Source organism: Bradyrhizobium sp. CIR48, assembly GCF_014198315.1.
GTDB lineage: Bacteria > Pseudomonadota > Alphaproteobacteria > Rhizobiales > Xanthobacteraceae > Bradyrhizobium.
Genome location: NZ_JACIHG010000009.1, coordinates 269,647 through 287,492, shown reverse-complemented (window position 1 = coordinate 287,492; position 17,846 = coordinate 269,647). Strand labels below are relative to the sequence as shown.

Below are 17,846 nucleotides of genomic sequence, written 5' to 3'. Positions count from 1 at the left end.
GGGTCAAGCTACGTCGCGGATGTGCCGCATATCATCATTCGCCGCCTTGCGGTGCTGGGCTGAGTAGACCAGCTTGTCAGGCAACGGTCCTACCGCATGCCGCTCGCCACGCTCGCTCATTGCATCCCATCGAGCAAGATCACTTCTCACTAGTGATGTTGTCCGAAGGGCGGCGCGCACCAGGGCACGGCCAGTTGCAGCGTTTGGGAAGCGCTCGTCTGCCCCGATGTCTTTCATTTCCCACTGATACACCACCGCATTGACCAAGTGACGGTAAGAGCAATCGAGGCGCCACTTGACGTGCTGGCACACTTGCCGAGCGTAAATGCGCTCTTCTGCCATGTAGAGGGAGTCCGCCCGCCTGACATTCGGCTTGATGAGAGAAGGAAGGACCTCGCCACGCAGCGGAATAGGAAACCGCTCGACTTGTTGGCCGAGTGGATCGCTCGATCCCATTGCATCCGGCAATTCTTTGTTCTTGAAGCCGCCGAGTTCGCCCACAGATGCGTAGAAGGGGCTAGGGGTTGCCGCAGCGTCTCGATTCGCAGCGGAATAGATGCCTTCGAACCATTTAGCTGTGGCCCAAAGGATATCGTTCTCTTCAGGATATTTCCCCAAACGCAGGGCGCGATATTCCTCCTTCAGAGGATACCGGCCGAATGTGGTGTTCCCAACAGCGTGGTGTTCGATCGCGATTACTGAATTCATGTCCGTTCTCGATTTGCATTTGAATATATGTATCCTTTCATCACATCACTCACCACGATCACTCCCCCTATCCCTGTGACTCAGAGTGGGTGTGAGAAGAGAGAAATGATCGTGTGATGGGTGTGATCGGGGTGGTTAGGCGGCTTCGCGCCGGTAGATGGCTGAATAGTAGCCGCTACGCGGTTGCGAGATGTCGCCGTCTCGAACCATGCTGCGCAATAGTTGCCGGACGTTCACGCTGTTCATGCCAGCGATCTTAGCGATTGAAGCCGGAGTCAGTTCATCGCGGGCGTCTGTGAGGACGCTGATGATCTTGCGGCGTTCATTCGACTTCCGTACCTCATCGGCATTGCCCAAGATCGCCCATTTGCCAGCATCGAACCGCATCGCCGTCTCAATTTCCTCGATGTCGCGGCCACGGCCGTACAGCACCGAACCGTTGGCATTCCGCGTCAGTACCAGCACCGAGTCCGCTGATCCGGTAAGGCCGTTGGTCCCGCTCACCGTCTCAAGATTGTCGTCGGCCTCCTGCTTACGCGTGTGCGTGATCAGCACAATGGCCAGCCGATGCTCGCTGGCATACCGCTGCAACGGTGTGATCGCATCATAGTCAGCGCTGTAGATGCCTTGGTTCCGCTTCTGCGGCGGCTTCACCTTGGCCAGCACGTCGATGATGATCAGTCGCGGATTCTTGCTGCTAGTTCGCCACCGGTCCAGATCATCTAATAGTCCCCCGTCAACCAGCGGGGCGCTGAACTTCATTGTCAGGCGCCTCAGGTTGCCTCGTCCTGACGGAGCGACGGTATGAATACGGCTCTTCGCGCGGCGTTGGTTGTCTTCAAGAGCGAGGTACAAGACATCGCCCTGTTCACAGGGGACGTTGCCCATCGCATTGCCGCCGGTCGCAACAGCAACAGCAAAGTCATAAGCCAGCCACGACTTCCCCAGCTTGGGTTTGCCAGCGATGATCGTTAGCCCCTCGACGACATAGCCCGGAATGACATAGCGCAGTTCTTCGAAATGCTTAGCGAGTAGGGACTCCGCATCAATGCTATCGACAAGGTCGTTGTCGTTTGCCGCGCGCGGCCTCAAGAACGCCTGCGCTGCTTCTGCGGCTTGCTGACGTTCAACATTCTTCGGTACCGCGTGCTTGTTCCAGAGCCGTTCAATGTCGCGGATCAGCGCCCTTTGCGACCGGTACCGCTTCGCCCAGTCTCCGGCCTCATGCAGGCACAACGATACGATTTCATCCAACGAGAAACGCTCGAAGTGAAAGTGCTCGACCACGCGCGCCGCGTGAGCCGAACGATCAGGTTGCCCATCCGCTTTGAGAAGGTGCCGCCCAATATCCGACAGCCGACAAACCAAAGGAGCTACATCAACGGTCGAAGAGAAGCGATCATCGCCCTGATGCGTGCTTTCCACCGTGAATGGCTTCAGGGCGTCGCGGAGTTCATCATAGCTGTATGTCTTACCCGCGAAGCGCTTGATGAATTTCACCGCACAAGGTTCAGGATCGCGCCCACGCTTGATCTTCGCCGCATTCGGACAGTTGCGAGTGCCTGCAATACGCCAGACATGTGCAATATCGCCGGTTCCCGAATCCGCGCCCGTTGCAATCTGAAGAGCTTTGGCGAGCGGTTCGGCCTGTTCTGGCGTCATCGGTAATGACATGAGAACGAACGCTTGCTTATTGCCTGGTGAGGTCTCAATTTCGAAGCTCGACTCGACCGGCATAGTGCCGATCTTGCCCGTATCGGCATCGAAATCGACAACAAGCGCAGGGACGGCCTTGATGTCAGCCTTTACGCCACGGCCGCGCGGCGGCTTGCGCCGGAGAATGCTAGTTGCAAGATAGATGTTCAGGTTTGGTGTTGTTTCATGAGTTTTGATCGCGGCAAGAAGGCCAGCCCTGTCAGTCGTCTTGAAGTGTTGACAAGCGCCGGACACGCCGTCGTGCGTTACAAAGAGGGTGAAATGACCCTCAACGCCGCTCGCGGCTTTGATTCTTAGGTCAATGTCTTCTTCGATCTGTGACCAGTCGAAGGAGGGTTTAAGCATCATCAGGCCATTTCCCTTTCCAGAACACCGATCAGCAAATCAGCAAAGTCGTTGAACGTGGTCGGACATGTCCTGAAGCCAACTTCCCGCGTGGCGCGCGTGAGCGCTTCCAACCACGTCCTACCGTTGGGATCGAAGTGGGGACACAGATCGCGCCATTGCGCATCGGTTAGTTGGGCACCAATCGAAGCGATATGGCGGCACCTATCCGCTGCATCTTGGTTGCGGTAGTCGTCGAAATAGCGCTTGGCGAGGCCGCTGCGCCAAACGCTGGTTTGGTTGAGACTCCAGCGCAGGGAGCTTTCACATTGTTGCTTGGTCATTCAGTTCTCTGTAAGCGCGCAAAGCATAGACCGGACGCGCGTTCGGTCACGCCGTCAATGGAACGGCATGATTTCTTTTACTCGGAGAAGAAGCGGCGAATTGACCAAAAAATACGGGCGTTTATTGACCGCTTTGCAGAGCATCCATCTGACGGAGCCATTTGCGCACCGTCTCTTTAGGGCGACCAAACTTTTCTGAGGTGAGTACCAGTGCGACCCCCTTAGGAATGCGACGATCTTTTCGCAAGCGAGTTTCTTTTGTCCCCATTTTGATCAAATAGACGGTGCCCGTTATCTTAAGTTCATAACGGGTCTCCTTCTGCAATCGCTCGACCTGGACTGGCTCCGCGCCGATTGCGGCGGCGTAGCGTCGAGCGATTTCACGCGTCATCGGTCGCGTTAGCAAATCTTGATAGAATTCGTAGGCTGAAATGTTCCCTGCATGGTGCGCCTCGGTTGAGATACGGCCGCGCCTCCGCTTCAAAACCAGTCGCAAACCGCGCCATCCTTCGGAACCCAGCAGGGCGATCAATACGGGACGAAGGTGAGGGTCAAGGCCGCCGTTGGAGCCCAAGTGTCGGCGTAGGGATTGGGCAGTCGCTTTATCGCCCTTGGCGCTGAGGCGTCTTAATTCATGAAGAACATTGAGTTGATCGAAGTGCATCTTCGCTTAGCCTTACCTTTCCCCAAGGTAACGAGAAGAGCGAAGGCTGCGCAATGGCGCTTCGGAATTTCCTACCACCTCAAGTCGTCAGTAGCTTTCACCTTCGACCAGAATGACGCAGCGGTAGTGCCAAAATGGCATTGCCAAATTCAATCTCGTCAATGTCCTAGTCAATCTTTCCCGGAAAGCCAGCGCCGTAGGATTAATGCTGAAAATCTTTTTCCGGCTGCGGACTTGTACCGCTAAATGGAGCGACCTCGACGCTAGCACGGAGTGGATTTGGGAGGCGGTGATTCGGGCTTCGCAGATGGAGCACAAGGATACGACCGCTTTATCAGACGGCAGTAGCGGTCACACTCCTGTCACAGCACCGGCTGCGGTACAGCCGGTTGCATGGCGACGCCCATTCCAGTACCATTGATTTTGCAGCGATTTTTCGTGTTGCTGGATAGAGCGTTGCCCTCCGAAGGCAAAGGTCACACGTTCGAATCGTGTCGGGTGCGCCACGTCGGTCCAAAACTGGTGATGTTAAGGACGCGCGCGGGCGTTTTCGCGGGCGCTGCGCCCTCGCCGGCGAGATGATTGGTCGTACCGTTCCCCGACGCCCCGACATTGATCGCGCCGGACTTCGCCTTCGCGAGCGCGATCAGCTCGTTCACGTCCTCGCGGCGGCCTGCGGTGACGGAATGGGCGAACCGATCGGAGAGGCAACGTCGTCAGGTACCAGTCCTGGTCCCTGGATCAGCTCGACCACAGGCAGAACGGGATGACTTTCCTTACGCCTGAGGGCGAGCAGGGCGGCAGAGACAACGTAGAGGGCGACGCCCAACGCATATGTCGAGGCGATGCCGAACAGGATGGAAAGGGTCACGCCCAGCACCGAGGCTAGCATCGAGGTAATGCCGTTGGCGCTCCAAAGGAACGGAAGTATTTCCGAGTGGCGGCGCCAGATGCTTAAGCCGAGCGGGAACATCATGCCCATGCAGAACGCCGGCGGCGCTAACAAGGAGACGGAGATCAGTATCCGAATGTCGGTCGCTTCCGACCGCGCCCAGGTGCTCACCAGCGGTGTAAGGAAGCCCGCCACGGTGAGCGTGACGAGGAGAGCAGCCACCCGGCCGAGCACTACGCCGCGATGAGGGGTTAGCGCACCAACCGTCGCACTGCCGATACCGCTGAAGATGAGAATGGTGAAGAGAACGACGCTCAATCCGTAAACGGGATGTCCGAGAAAGACCATTAACCGCTGCATCTGCGACACTTCGATCAGCATAAATCCGAGGCCGATCGCGCTGAAATAGACCACCGGCGGCGTCAGTCCCGATAGCGGCATCTGTCGTGCCAGACGCACAAACGGAACGACGATATAATATGCGCAAGCGCCGAGCGCGACACCGAGCACCAGCAAGATCATGCTGGTGGCCACATTGTTGTTCGTGACGGTGGACGACGGTTTGGTGATGAAATTCGTAAAGCGCTGCGTGAAGAAGAAGAACGGACTATCGTCGGTCGAAGCGGTGATATTCTCCGGCAATGACGCCAAGAAAGCAGGGCTTGCGTTGCCGGAGAGCAATTTGGAAGTGATGGCGTCGAAAGCGACGTCGGGTGCCAGGATAATCTTGAAGCCCTGTGCAGCAAGTCTTACCCGCGCGCTTTGCCATTCGGCGTCCGTGAGGGCGTCGGGGCGGGTGATGACGGTCACGACAGGACCAGCGTTGACGGCGATCACATGCCGCGCGAGTTCGCCCACGGGTACACCGTGCCGCTGTAGTGCGTCGGCGGCGATCGCCACAAGCCGGTAAAATTCTCCGCTATGATCCGTGGGATCGTACCAACGCGAGATCGACAGCAGCCCGCCGGGCTTCAAGGCACGGTAGAAGTCGCCCCAGGCCTCCACGGTATAGAGGCGATTTTCCGTCAGCGTCAGCCCGCCGGCGGCCGTGGCGGCCCAGGTGTCGATCAGCGAAATCTGGACGAGATCATACCGATCGGAAGAATGATTGATGTAGCTGCGTGCTTCGGCGTTCACCAGCTTCACACCCGGCTGACGATCAAGATGGCCGGAGAATTCGGCGAATTTGTCGGTCAGGACCTCGAAAATGGCGGGGTTGATCTCGATTCCGCGGATGCGCTTCGCGCCAAACAAAAGTGCAGAAAGGATGTCGCGCCCACCGCCGACGCCGATGACAGCCACGTCTGTTGGCGGCTGAACTAGGTAGGCCGCATTGATAACGTCGTCTTTCAGATAGGACAGTTTGTCGAGATCGCCGTCGTGCCGGGTGATGACGGTAGCCGCGTCGGAGTCGATATCCAGATAGTTCTGGTCGATCTTTACCTTGGGATCGCGGGCAAAGCCCCAGCCAAACGGAGCTGTCTCTCCGAGCGGCCTCACTCGTACACGGGAGTATGTGTTCCAGCGCTCGAACAGTGTCCCGGTCTCCTCCCGCCCCTTGGCCCAGAACACTCCAAGGTGACTTTTGCCAGCAACATGAAGACCAGTGTGCAGGGCGGCCGTAGTCGCCAGCGTCAGCGCGACCACACCGCTCAGTCGCCGGCTGCCGACATCGCCGCCGCTGCGGACCACCATCCAGCCCGCACCTGCGGCAAAGGCACCGAGCCACAACGTGGCGCTGACGGGATCGACGACGAGCAAAGCGAAGATGATGCCGAGGCATCCGAACGCGGCCCCGGTCAGATCCGCGGCATAGAGCCAGCCACCGGCATACGGAAGACGCGTGAGCAGCAGCGTGATGCAGATGCCGCTTTCGCTGAAGGGGATCACGAATGCCAGGGCCGCAAGCGCGAGAGCGCCCTGCGCGAGGACTGCAGGAATCACGAGAGGCACGCAGAGGAAGGCGACCATCGCGCCAACACCCGAGACTGCGAACCACGAGGCGTGGCGTGCGAACTCGGGGCCCACTGCCTCGGGCCCGTAACGCTCGGCGTTGTTGTAGACCTCCATCGCGCCGCGCGTCAGTCCGAGCATCGCAAGCGAAATGGCCGCGAACGCGAAGTGGTAGTATAGCATCACGCTAAAAAAGCGCGTGATCAGGATCTGGAAAGAAAGAGTAGCGCAGGCCAAGACAAAAATTGCAAAATAGTAGCGGCCTGGAATCCTGAGACTTGCCGGCACGGCATTCACCCTTAGTTGGTCATCGGCGAAAAATTGGATCCGTTCTGGCCAACACTGGACAGCGTTTCCTAACATCTGGTTGCCTGTTTGGGCGCCTTACAACTTTTAGGAGAATGTCTTCTTAACTTAACGGTCTCTAAAGGCTTGGCGAAAATCGTGCCGAGTTAACGGACTGTGCCGTGCGGCTTTTCAAACTAAGCGACCGTAACTCGGAAACAGGTCCGTGCCCTAAACATTCTTGACGAGCGGGGACGATAGCGATGCCTCTTCTTGGCCCACCGCGCTGTTCCCGAGATTGATCGAAATGGCCGCAACCGCGAAATCGGGAGGACAACAGCCTATGAGGCGTAGCGCAAGATCGCAGTCCGTCGCTGGTCATCGGGCGTGATCGCGTCGCCGGCCGCCGCGTCATAGCGCTACGGCGAAGCAATAGTGCCCATCTTCATCGGCCGTGGCGCGCCAGTCCTACGGCCGTTTCAGGCCGACGCTCACGTCAGCATCGCGACAATCGCCTGGAGCTGGTCGGAGGCGGACGAGACCAGCCCGTCATATGACGTCTGGCCATGTGCGGCGGCATTCAGGATGCATTCGGCCACAGCCGCTTTCAGGCCGAACACCGATTGATGGGCCGGTACGCTCGCCATCACGGTCTCCAGCGCTTGACGCATCGTGTGAATGAGCTCGGAGCTGTATTGCATTGGCTGTCCTCCGTGCGCTCATATTAGGTCGCGCGACCATGCTTGCCACTCACAAGCCTGAGATTGCTCTTTGAACTGGTCGAGACTGAACGCCTCAATTCAAACGCCAGATGGCCGCATTGAGCACGCCGGCAAACGCGACCCAGGCTGCGTAAGGCACGAACAATGCGGCGGCCAGCCTGTCTCGTGATGCCTCGAGACCGATATAGGTCACGATCGCGACGAACAGGCCGATGAGAATGACGAGCGCAGCGCCGATCTGGTGCATCGTGAACATGACCGGAGACCAGGCGAAGTTGAGCGCCAGTTGCGCAGCCCAGGCCAGCATCGCTTTGCCCCCGGGTTCACGTCGAAAGGTCCGCCAGCCCGCGATGGCGATCATGATGTAGAGCAGGGTCCAGGCCACCGGGAACGCCCAGTTCGGTGGCACGAACGCCGGTTTGGCGAGGCCGGCATACCGGTCTCCGGGGAGATTGGTTGCGCCGATCAGCCAGCCGGTGCCGACCACGCCCACCACGAACAACAACAGCTGCAGCATCCATCACCTCGCGCATTTCATCGCGCAATTGTATCATCCTTCCATGAGCGAATCCGACACGGTGACCGGCGAAGCCTCGCCCGTCCGCAAGATCATCCATATCGACATGGATGCCTTCTATGCGTCGGTGGAGCAGCGCGATAATCCGGAGCTGCGCGGCAAGCCGGTCGCGGTCGGAGGCTCCGCGGAACGCGGCGTCGTCGCGGCCGCCAGCTACGAGGCCCGCCAGTTCGGCGTTCGCTCCGCGATGCCATCGGTCACTGCGAAGCGGCAGTGTCCCGATCTGATCTTCGTCAAGCCGCGTTTCGAGGTCTACAAGGCGATCTCCAGGCAGATCCGCGATATCTTTGCCGAGCACACGCCCATCATCGAACCCTTGTCGCTCGACGAAGCCTATCTCGATGTGACAGAGAACCTGCAAGGCATCCCGCTGGCGCGCGACATCGCGCTGAAGATCCGCGGGAAGATCAAGGCCGAGACTGACCTCAACGCGTCGGCGGGCATCTCCTACAACAAGTTTCTGGCCAAGCTCGCCTCCGATCATCGCAAGCCCAACGGCCAGTTCGTGATCTCGCCGGAGATGGGACCGGCTTTCGTCGAGACGCTGCCGGTCGGCAGGTTCCACGGGATAGGCCCGGCGACGGCTGCGAAGATGAACGCGCTCGGCCTGTTCACCGGTCTCGACATTCGCAACCAGACGCTGGAGTTCATGAATGCGAATTTCGGCAAGTCAGGTGCGTACTATTACTGGATCTCACGCGGCGTCGACGATCGGCCGGTCCGGGCCAACCGGATCCGCAAGTCCATCGGCGCGGAGACCACGTTCTCGACCGACCTTGCCGAATATGACGCGCTCGCCGCCGAGCTAAGACCTCTCGTCGACAAGGTCTGGCGGCATTGCGAGGCGACCGGCAATCGCGGCCGCACCGTCACGCTGAAGATCAAGTTCGCCGACTTCGAGATCATCACACGCAGCAGGTCTGTCGCAGCGGCCGTCGCGGGCCGGGACGATCTGGAGCGGCTGGCATGCGGCCTGCTCGAAGTCGAGATGCCACTGCCCAAGCGCGTCAGGCTGCTGGGTGTCTCGCTGTCCGCGCTCCAGATCGGGGACGAGGCGGAGCCGCAGCTGACCTTGGGCATTTGAACGGGCCGGCAGGCCCTCGGCGAACGCGACATCTTTATCCGCGACGCGGCTCGAAACCTGTCGTAGAGACACCAAAACACGATTTTTCGCGATTGATGCTGGAATGCTTGCTCTATTGATACGCCTCGGTTTGCGCTTCGAAGACCGCATCGAGGAGCGCCGGTTTGTCGACCAATACGTCCGAGGCAGTCTCGGGTGGACGCAGATCGCGATGCTGCTCGGCGCCGCCACCTATGCCGGCTACACCCTCTGGGATTGGGTGCTCTATCCCGAAGTCGTTCCAACCACGCTGGCCATCCGTGGCGGCACCGCCCTGTTCGTGCTGCTCCCGCTGACCGCGTTACTGTCACGGCGCTTGATGAAGCCATGGGCGGAGACGATTTTCCTCGTCTACTGCGTCATTCCCGGCTGCATCCTGCCGAGCATCTATCTCGTCCTTCCGTCGGGCTTCACCTTTGCCGCCCCCGGCATGATGATGATCATCCTGTTCGTCTCCACCATGCTGCCATTGCGGATCGGCTCGCTGGCGATTTTCTGCCTGCTGTCGTGGCTGGCGCTGCTGGTCGCCGAGACGTTCGCACCGGCGATGCCGATCGGCCTGCGCTTCATCAATCATTCCCTCGTCGGCAACGCCTACGCATTGTCGCTCTACGCCGTGGCCGCGCGCGAATACCGGGCGCGAAAGCAATTCCGAACGTCGGAGGCGCTGCAGCGGGAAAAGGAACGCTCGGAGAAATCGCTGCGCGACCTGCGCGCGACCCAGGAACATCTGGTGCAGGCAGAAAAACTCGCCTCGCTTGGTCGATTGGTGGCCGGTGTCGCTCACGAGGTCAGCACCCCGCTTGGCCTCGCCCTGACGACCTCGACCACCATGCAGACCGATCTGCAGACAATGGCCGACGCATTGGGCGGAGCGTCGGTCCGGCGATCCGATCTGACCAAGGGAATTGACAGACTCAAGCAGGGGCTCGACCTGACCTTCGACAATCTGCATCGCGCATCCGAGATGGTGCACAGCTTCAGGCAGGTCGCAGTCCACCAGGCCGATGAAGACCGGCGCACGTTCGAGCTCAAGGATTGGCTGGCTGAGCTGATGTCCAAGCTTGGGCCGCTGCTGTCGCACCATGCTCTGGCGGTCGAAGTCCAATGCCCGGCGGGCATCACGCTCAACAGCTACCCCGGAGCGCTCGCCCAGGTGATCAGCAATCTCGCCCTCAATACCGCAGGGCATGCGTACCCGGACAAGAGAGGCGGCAGATTCGCAATCACCGTCAGCCAGCCCGACGCGAAACGCGTCCGGCTGGTCTGCGCCGACGACGGCGTCGGGATACCCGAGGAATTACAGGCGCAGATCTTCGATCCGTTCGTCACGACCGGTCGTGAGAGCGGACATGCCGGCCTCGGGCTGCACATCGCATTCAATTTGGTGGCCTCGTCGCTGAACGGGCGCCTGCGACTTGAGAGCAGGGCGGTGCCAGGGACTCAGATCGCGATCGAGATTCCGATCGAAGCATGATGCTGCGGCTCCTGGAGCCGCCTCACAAGGCGGCACGCGGCCGATGGTGACGGGATTTTCAGGCCCCGTCACCGATGGAATTCGACCCGCTCGGGGCAATCAATGCCTCACGTGCTCGAACACCACGATCACGCCGGTCGGCTCGGGCTCGTGCGCCATCAGGCGCGTCAGGTCGGAATCGCCCCAATCGGCGAGGCTGACGACTTCGCCGCTCTGGCGGTCGGCACCGAGCGATGGTGTGGGCTCGAGGACCTTGAGGCCCATTTCGTCGACGAAGAAGGTATGCTCGCCGAACATGCTGTTGAGTTGCGGCATGGCCGGGTGTTCGTCGGGCAGCACCTGAGCGCCGAGTTGGTTGACGGTCTGCTTCACCTGTTCGGATGTGAGCTTCATGAGCTGCTCCGTTTCTGTGTCCGGTTTCGTTGGCCAGGGCGGGAGCACGCGTTCCCTGCGCCTTTGTCCGCCTGGCTCGACTCCGAACAGGTGCTGCGCTCAAATGTTCCCGAGAAATGTATTTCGTGATCGGGCGCTGCATCTGCCGCGCTCGCGGCACGAGATCGCCACAGGATGCACACGATTTATCGGGGGACCTGCTACGCGCTGCGGCTTTCACCGACCGAGAGCGCGCAGATGCGTGACAGATATGTGTAGGGCAGGCCGGTCTCCTCGGCCCAGGCATTGAACTGCGCCTGCACCTTGGCGAGATCCCGCTTCGACTTGACCTCTTCGGCAATGTCGAGACCGGCATCGCGCAGGCAAGCCACCACGTCTGCGGAGGTCACAAAACCGTCCCACCCGACGAAGCGCAGCAGCATCTGCCCGGTATTGCCGCCGAGCCGGCTGCCGCGCTTGGTCATGAGATCGAGCAGGCCGATCTCGTCGGACGACGGCCACTTCGCCAGAAACTTGCCGAAGCTGCCGTGGTCCTTCGCGATCTCCTGCACGAAGGCAGCGTTGTCGCGCACCGACATGATCTTGGCACCATTGCGCACGATGCGCGCATCGCGCAGCAGGCCTTCCCAATAATCCTCGGGCTGGAAGCTGAGCTTGGCCGGCTGGAAACGCAGGAAAGCATCTTCAAATCCGTCCCATTTCGTCTCGATCACGCTCCAGGCAAAGCCGGCGCAGAATACACGCTTCGTCATCTCCGCCAGGATGCGATCGTCGCCGAGCTTCGCCAGACGCTTCAGGTCGGGCTTCGCCGGCATCAGCTTTTCCAGGGCCTTGGGTCCGCCCTTGCGTTTCTCGGCGCGGGCGCGAATGGTCTTGAAGGGGGGCATCTGACACGGGCAATTGAGGGCACGCCACGACATCAGAATTCGGCGATCCGGTCCAGCCCTGCGGCGCCGGGTCTCGGCGGCGCGCCGGGCCGGCGCATGCCTTCGCCTGTTGCCTGGCCGGAAGGACCGGCCGAGCTGGCCTGCTTCTTGCTTCGTGATTTTTGGAATTTCCAGACATTTCAACCTGCTCCGAACGGATTTCGATGCGCTGCCTGGTCGTCGCCGACCTGCACTATTCGCTGCCCCAGTTCGACTGGCTGGTCAGCGCGGCGCCGCAATTCGACCTAGTGATCTTCGCCGGCGATGCGCTCGACATCGGCTCAACGGTGGATTTTCGCGCGCAGATCGTGGTCGTGAAGAGGTACCTCGCGCTGCTTGCCGCGAAGACGCGCGTGATCCTCTGCTCGGGCAATCACGACCTCGACGAGCGCAGTGCAGAAGGCGAGAAGATCTCGCGCTGGATCTCGGAGGTGCGGGAGCTGGGCATTGCCTGTGACGGCGACAGCTTCACCATCGGCGACACGCTGTTGACGGTTTGCCCGTGGTGGGACGGACCACAAATTAAGCAGCTCATCGCCACACAGCTCGGAGACGCTGCGGCCCTCCGGCCGCGGCGTTGGATCTGGGCACATCACGCGCCACCGGCCGATTCACCGACCAGCTGGGGCGGCAAGCGCTTCTTCGGCGATGTCGAGCTGGCGCAATGGATCACGCAGTACCAGCCTTCGATGGTGATCTCGGGTCATGTGCATCAGTCGCCTTTCATCAAGGACGGCTCGTGGTTCGACCGGCTGGGCGAGACCTGGGTGTTCAACGCCGGACTGCAGCCGGGCCGGCCACCGACCTGCATCGTGCTGGACCTCGACGCAGACCAGGCGTTCTGGCTCGCGGCTGGCGAAGCCCAATGGATCGACCTCGGCGCGCCGCTGAAGCGGCCCGCTGCCCCTATCGAGGCGCCGCCCGACTGGCTCACATTCTTGGATCGGATTGCCGATCCGACCCTGGCGAGACCTCAAGCGGCGGCAAGTTGATCATGCTCTGGAGCACTTCGCCAACCATGGCCAGATGCGTGCCGTGACCGGCATATTGCCGCTTGAGATCGGCGAGATAGGTGTTGGCGACGTTGAGCCGCTGTGCCAGCATCCGCGCGATCAACAGCGCGACGCCCGGCTCCTGCCTGAGAACCGATGCAGCATCCTCGAATTCGTAGATGACCGCGTCGGTGCAGGCCCGCACCGTTGCGGTATGCGGCTGCTCGAGCAGCACGGACATTTCACCCAGCACCGCGCCTGGCTCGGCGACGGTGGCGACCACCATCTCGCCCTTAAGCACCTCGAGCCTGCCCTTCATCAGCACGTAGAGATGGCCGCTGGTGCCACCCTCCGTGACGATCAACGTGCCGGCCGCCACCTGCCGTTCCGTTCCGCCGCGGCAATAGTCCAAGACTGCGCGCATCGCTGAAAGCTCCGATCACGGGAGACAGTAGAGCACGATCGGCATCGCCTGCTTGCTCAAATTTCCGGCAAGACCCCCGCTAGCGCGACAGGCGCTTGGCGAGATGAACCGACTGCCAGTCTCCGAGCCCGGTATCGTTGAATCCCGCTTTCCTGGCGAGGCCGCGCATCTCAGCATTCGCCCGCGCGGTCTCGGCAGCGATCATCTCATGCCCGAGATCAATCGCGCGCGTTTCCATCGCCGTCATCATCTGAAGGCCGAGCCCCATGCGCTGGAAGGCATCGGCAACCGAGATCGCAAATTCGCCGTGCCGGGCCGTCGCATCGTATGCGTATAGCGCTTCGCCGATGATCCTGCCCCGTCCCTCCTCCCTGAGCTCGGCGAGCAAGGTGAAGTTGTCGAGACCGCCGCTCTTGGCGATGCATTCGGCCGCGACCACACCGAGGTCGGAACGCGCACCACTGAAGCGCTTGTTGCGCGATGTCGTGGAAAGGCCGGTGAAATAGACCGACAGATTCTCCACGTCGGATGCGCTCGCGGTCCTGATGCAGACCATGCCGTTTGCGTCGGCCAGTTCGACCGGCTCGACGACGGCTCCCGGAAACAGCTGTGACATGCGTGATGCTCTCGGCAGGTTGCTGGGACTTGCAGACCTAGCCGAGGCCGCTCACCGTCCGCTTGGACGGAGCTGCCAATCATACGGATGAAAACGAACAGCTCGTTTTCATGTGCCGCGCGTCACACACGGGAGAGCGAAGGCACCTCCTCGGGCACGATCGCCTGAAGGCCGCCGAAGCGGCGCTCGCGGCCGTGGAAGGAGGCCAGGGCGGCGGCGAGATCGCTGGCGTCGAATTCAGGCCACATCCGCTCGGTGAAGTGCAGCTCGGCATAGGCGCCTTCCCAGAGCAGGAAGTCTGACAGTCGCTTCTCGCCCGAGGTGCGGATGATGAGATCGACGTCGCGCAGGCCGGCTTCGCCGGTGACGAGCTGTGAGAAGGCTTCGCGGGTGAGGCTCGTCAGCGCGGCCGCCTTCGCCGCGGCATTGAGGATGGCATCACGCGCGGAATAGTCGACGGCGATACGCAGGTGCAGCGTTGAGCCTTCAACTGTCGCGTCTTCGGCTCGTGTGATCGCATTGGCGATGCCGTCAGGCAAGCGGTCGCGGCGGCCGATCACGGTGAGGCGCACGCCGTTCTTGACCAGGCTCTGCACCTCGTTGGCGAGATAGAAGCGCAGCAGGGTCATCAGCGCCGCGACCTCGGCCTTTGGTCTCCGCCAATTGTCGGTCGAGAAGGCGTAGAGAGTCAGCGTGCCGATGCCCTGTTTTGGCGCGGCCTCGACGATGCGGCGGATGGTTTCGACGCCGGCCTCGTGGCCGCGAACGCGCGACAGGCCCCGCCGCGTCGCCCATCGTCCGTTGCCGTCCATGATGATGCCGACATGAAGCTTTTCGTTGCGGGACGCAAGGTCACTTTGCATTGCAAAGTCTCCGGTCAAAAAGGGGGAGGATCAGGTCGAGACGATACCGAGGCGGCCGAGCGGCGGCGCCTCGCGGCCGGCGGCTTTCGCAGCGTCGCGCACCAGGCGTTCGAGCACGGCGAGATAGTCGAGGAAACGGCGGCGCCCGGCCTTGGTGAGGCGGCAGGTGGTGTGCGGGCGGTTGCCCTCGTAGCCCTTGGTTACCTCGACGAGGCCGGCCTCCTGCAGCACGCCGAGATGCCGGCTGAGATTGCCGTCGGTGAGGCCGCACAGCTGCTTGAGGTCGGCGAATGCCAACCCCTTGGGATGCGCCATCAACGAGGTCAGAAGCCCGAGCCTCGCCTTCTCGTGGATCACGCGGTCGAGCCCTTCATAGGAGAAAGGCGCGCTGTCAGCCTTCAACATCATGGTCTCCAGATGCGACATAGAGAATGCCCGCCATCACCGACTGCCCGATCACGAAGGGCAGGCCCATGGTCCATGGCGACAGCGTGCGCGTCTGGCTCGCGAGCACCACCACGGCGAAGCCGGACACGAAATACCAGGCGCCGGCGAGCGCGACGGTGCGCGGCAGCGAGCGGACGGAAGCGAAGATGCCGAGCGACACCAGGATCTGCCACAGGCCCGGAAGCAGCCACAGCGTCTCGCCCGCGAACTTCCACATCACCACCGCGAGCAGCACACCGGCAACGCCCGCCGGCAGAAACTGCTCGACCGCCTGGTGGATCATGGCGTCGGCCAGACCCGAATGATGGCGGTGCGAACGCGCGCGCATCTCGATCCCGATGATCAGGCCGGACAGCGCGGCGGCAACGAACCAACCGAAGAAGAAGCCGAGCGGCTCGCTGTTGGGATCGCCCAGCAGCCAGAATTGCAGGATCGCGGTGAGCAGCGCGACAGCGCCGGTCGCGGCCATCGTCGCGGGGCCATAGCCGCGGAATGCCGTGCCGGCCGCAATCTGGCTGCGGATCGCCACGATGTCGGCCAGTGCCTTGTCGAGATCGCGCAACGCCAGAACCTCGCTCCGCCCGTGCTTCCGGGATTGCTCATCCCGTTACTTTGTAATGCAAAGTATATGGCATTGCAAAGCAAACGCAAGCCTGAAAGTCGCCGCGACAGGATTCCGCCGGCACAGACAACTGCCGGTTGCGCACGCCCGGCTCCCGTAGATAAGATGCGGTCCAAAAGCGTCCGGGGGCTGGTATGTGGCTTAAGTCATTTATTCTCGCATCTCTATTGCAAATAGGTATCGCCGGAGCCGCTAATGCGGCGGGACCGTTCGGCAGCGTCAATGTCGGCAACTGGATCGGCGGCGCCTTCAGCAACGACCAGACCGGTGCCTTCTCCCATTGCGCCGCGACGACGCCTTACCTCAACGGCGTTATCCTGGTTGTCGGCTACAACGCTGTCGGCACCTGGTCGCTGGCCTTTGCGAGCCCGAGCTACCGCTTCAAGCAAGGTGAGAACGCCGCGATCGACGTCATCTTCGACGGACAGGAGCAGGCGAGACTGTTCGCCACGGCCAATCAGCCGAACATGCTCACGGCGGTCATGCCCGCCAACGTGGTGCGTACGTTTCAGAAGGCAAGCCTGATGGTCGCAACCAGCGGCCGCACCGTGCTGAATTTCGACCTGACATCGACCGGGCCGGTGATCGCGGCATTGGCCAATTGCGTGAGCAAGGTGAAAGCCGACGGGCTCGACAGGGCCGGCGACTTCACCAAGGTTGCGGCGAAGCCCGCAGTGGCCGGCGACAAGCAAGGTGCGCCTCCCGCCAAGCCGGGACGAACTGGAACCTTCACCGGCACTGGTTTTGTGGTCAGTCCCAACGGGCATGTCGTCACCAACAGTCACGTGATCGATAGCTGCACCGGAGACATCAAGGGCAATCTTGCCGGCGAGGCCGCGATGGTTCTGCGCGTCGTCTCCAGCGACGCGACAAACGATCTCGCGCTGCTGCAGGCGCCGGCGACAGCAGTGTTCAAGGATTTTGCGAAGATCCGGGACCGCTCGATGCACTCCGGCGATTCAGTGGTGGCCATCGGCTTCCCGCTGCACGGCTATCTCTCCTCCGACCTGACCGTGACGACGGGAATCGTCAGCTCACTCAGCGGCTTCCGCAATCACACCGGACGTTTGCAGATCAGCGCGGCTGTTCAAGCGGGCAACAGTGGGGGCCCCTTGTTCGACTTGTCCGGCCAGGTCGCCGGCATCGTCGTTGCCAAGCTCAACGCGCTCAGGATGATCAAGGAGACCGGGCAGCTGACGGAGAATATCAACTTTGCCATCAAGACCGGCGCGTTGCGCGACTTCCTCGACAACTCCGTGGTGCCCTACCAGACCGCAGAGCCCAAGGGCGAACTGAAGACAGCCGACATCGCCGCCAACGCCCGCGCCTACACGATGCTGATCTCGTGTACCGGCACGGAACAGGCGGATGCGAAGCGGTAAACCGCTCTACCCTCAGTACGGAGCGACGGGCCGCACGCGCCGCGGCGGCCGCGGTTGCGCCGGCAGCCCCTGGCCGTAGGCGAAGCGCGGATTGCGATCGCAGTACAAGAGCCGGCCAGACACGCTGGCCTGGCATTGTTCGTAGGTAGCGTAGGCGCATTCGCCGGGATAATCATAGTCACCGCCCTGGGCGCACCATGGATAGTCGCGCGCAGCCGCGGGCGTGACGGTGGCGAAACCCGCGAGGACCGCCGCGCTGAACGTCAGCAGCATCAATTGCTTCTTGCGCATGATCCAACTCCTCTCTAGCTGGCCCGAGATACGGCGCCATCTATTATCAGGTTTCGCAACGCGGTTTTATTCCAGATCAACGAAACGAGGCACGCAAGAAAAAAG

General features: G+C 61.3%; 20 protein-coding genes. 4 read left to right on the top strand and 16 right to left on the bottom strand.

The genetic code is table 11. From position 1 onward, the window contains the following. Positions 1–3: 3 nt before the first annotated feature. The 8 genes from GGD66_RS27460 to GGD66_RS27425 all read right to left on the bottom strand — a co-directional run bounded on the left by GGD66_RS27460 (position 4) and on the right by GGD66_RS27425 (position 8,125). Positions 4–708 (bottom strand): hypothetical protein, encoded by a 705-nt coding sequence (locus tag GGD66_RS27460; RefSeq protein ID WP_183259550.1) that lies wholly within the window; start codon positions 706–708, stop codon positions 4–6. A gap of 135 nt (positions 709–843) precedes the next feature. After that, entirely contained in the window at positions 844–2,772 is a 1,929-nt protein-coding gene (locus GGD66_RS27455) for an AAA family ATPase (RefSeq protein ID WP_183259549.1), read from the bottom strand. Then, positions 2,772–3,092, bottom strand: a complete 321-nt coding sequence (locus GGD66_RS27450) for a hypothetical protein (RefSeq protein WP_183259548.1) — start codon at positions 3,090–3,092, stop codon at positions 2,772–2,774. The genes GGD66_RS27455 and GGD66_RS27450 overlap by 1 nt, the downstream gene beginning before the upstream one ends. A 121-nt stretch (positions 3,093–3,213) precedes the next feature. After that, the gene (locus GGD66_RS27445) at positions 3,214–3,756 is read right to left on the bottom strand and encodes a hypothetical protein (protein WP_183259547.1); all 543 of its coding nucleotides are present in this window, start codon (positions 3,754–3,756) and stop codon (positions 3,214–3,216) included. A 476-nt stretch (positions 3,757–4,232) separates the two neighbouring features. Continuing rightward, the gene (locus GGD66_RS27440) at positions 4,233–4,415 is read right to left on the bottom strand and encodes a hypothetical protein (protein ID WP_183259546.1); all 183 of its coding nucleotides are present in this window, start codon (positions 4,413–4,415) and stop codon (positions 4,233–4,235) included. Then, entirely contained in the window at positions 4,412–6,889 is a 2,478-nt protein-coding gene (locus GGD66_RS27435) for a hypothetical protein (protein WP_312014189.1), read from the bottom strand. The genes GGD66_RS27440 and GGD66_RS27435 overlap by 4 nt, the downstream gene beginning before the upstream one ends. Before the next feature lie 488 nt (positions 6,890–7,377). Continuing rightward, positions 7,378–7,587 carry a hypothetical protein gene (locus GGD66_RS27430; RefSeq protein ID WP_038949391.1) on the bottom strand — a complete coding sequence of 70 codons (210 nt, stop codon included), beginning with the start codon at positions 7,585–7,587 and terminating at the stop codon, positions 7,378–7,380. Positions 7,588–7,681: 94 nt separating this feature from the next. Beyond that, entirely contained in the window at positions 7,682–8,125 is a 444-nt protein-coding gene (locus GGD66_RS27425) for a TspO/MBR family protein (protein WP_183259545.1), read from the bottom strand. A 43-nt stretch (positions 8,126–8,168) separates the two neighbouring features. On the opposite strand from GGD66_RS27425, the gene dinB reads away from it, so the two are divergent. Continuing rightward, positions 8,169–9,269: a DNA polymerase IV gene (gene dinB / locus GGD66_RS27420; protein ID WP_179732827.1), complete on the top strand. Its 1,101-nt coding sequence runs from the start codon at positions 8,169–8,171 to the stop codon at positions 9,267–9,269. Between the two features lie 103 nt (positions 9,270–9,372). Continuing rightward, the gene (locus tag GGD66_RS27415; RefSeq protein WP_183259544.1) at positions 9,373–10,785 is read left to right on the top strand and encodes a sensor histidine kinase; all 1,413 of its coding nucleotides are present in this window, start codon (positions 9,373–9,375) and stop codon (positions 10,783–10,785) included. Between the two features lie 99 nt (positions 10,786–10,884). On the opposite strand, the gene GGD66_RS27410 is transcribed toward GGD66_RS27415, so the two are convergent. Next, positions 10,885–11,178, bottom strand: a complete 294-nt coding sequence (locus tag GGD66_RS27410) for a hypothetical protein (RefSeq protein ID WP_018319488.1) — start codon at positions 11,176–11,178, stop codon at positions 10,885–10,887. A gap of 200 nt (positions 11,179–11,378) precedes the next feature. Continuing rightward, on the bottom strand, positions 11,379–12,065 hold the full coding sequence (locus GGD66_RS27405) for a DNA-3-methyladenine glycosylase I (RefSeq protein ID WP_183259623.1): 687 nt from the start codon (positions 12,063–12,065) through the stop codon (positions 11,379–11,381). A gap of 203 nt (positions 12,066–12,268) precedes the next feature. Between GGD66_RS27405 and GGD66_RS27400 the strand changes: the two genes are divergently transcribed. Further along, entirely contained in the window at positions 12,269–13,096 is an 828-nt protein-coding gene (locus GGD66_RS27400; RefSeq protein ID WP_183259543.1) for a metallophosphoesterase, read from the top strand. On the opposite strand, the gene GGD66_RS27395 is transcribed toward GGD66_RS27400, so the two are convergent. The 5 genes from GGD66_RS27395 to GGD66_RS27375 form a co-directional block, all read right to left on the bottom strand. Further along, a complete protein-coding gene (locus tag GGD66_RS27395) occupies positions 13,035–13,520 on the bottom strand; it encodes a Crp/Fnr family transcriptional regulator (protein ID WP_018319486.1) in 486 nt (161 codons plus the stop codon). The genes GGD66_RS27400 and GGD66_RS27395 overlap by 62 nt on opposite strands. 79 nt (positions 13,521–13,599) lie before the next feature. After that, on the bottom strand, positions 13,600–14,136 hold the full coding sequence (locus GGD66_RS27390) for a GNAT family N-acetyltransferase (RefSeq protein ID WP_018319485.1): 537 nt from the start codon (positions 14,134–14,136) through the stop codon (positions 13,600–13,602). A gap of 122 nt (positions 14,137–14,258) precedes the next feature. Further along, positions 14,259–14,999 (bottom strand): di-trans,poly-cis-decaprenylcistransferase, encoded by a 741-nt coding sequence (locus tag GGD66_RS27385; RefSeq protein WP_092251535.1) that lies wholly within the window; start codon positions 14,997–14,999, stop codon positions 14,259–14,261. Positions 15,000–15,029: 30 nt separating this feature from the next. Continuing rightward, the gene (locus GGD66_RS27380) at positions 15,030–15,404 is read right to left on the bottom strand and encodes a transcriptional regulator (protein ID WP_026202187.1); all 375 of its coding nucleotides are present in this window, start codon (positions 15,402–15,404) and stop codon (positions 15,030–15,032) included. Further along, entirely contained in the window at positions 15,391–16,008 is a 618-nt protein-coding gene (locus GGD66_RS27375) for a hypothetical protein (protein ID WP_183259542.1), read from the bottom strand. Before GGD66_RS27375 ends, GGD66_RS27380 begins: the two co-directional genes overlap by 14 nt. 194 nt (positions 16,009–16,202) lie before the next feature. Between GGD66_RS27375 and GGD66_RS27370 the strand changes: the two genes are divergently transcribed. Further along, positions 16,203–17,450 carry a S1C family serine protease gene (locus GGD66_RS27370; protein ID WP_183259541.1) on the top strand — a complete coding sequence of 416 codons (1,248 nt, stop codon included), beginning with the start codon at positions 16,203–16,205 and terminating at the stop codon, positions 17,448–17,450. Positions 17,451–17,462: 12 nt separating this feature from the next. Here the strand turns inward: GGD66_RS27370 and GGD66_RS27365 are convergent, their stop codons facing one another. Further along, on the bottom strand, positions 17,463–17,741 hold the full coding sequence (locus GGD66_RS27365; RefSeq protein WP_179732803.1) for a DUF3551 domain-containing protein: 279 nt from the start codon (positions 17,739–17,741) through the stop codon (positions 17,463–17,465). Positions 17,742–17,846: the final 105 nt, after the last annotated feature.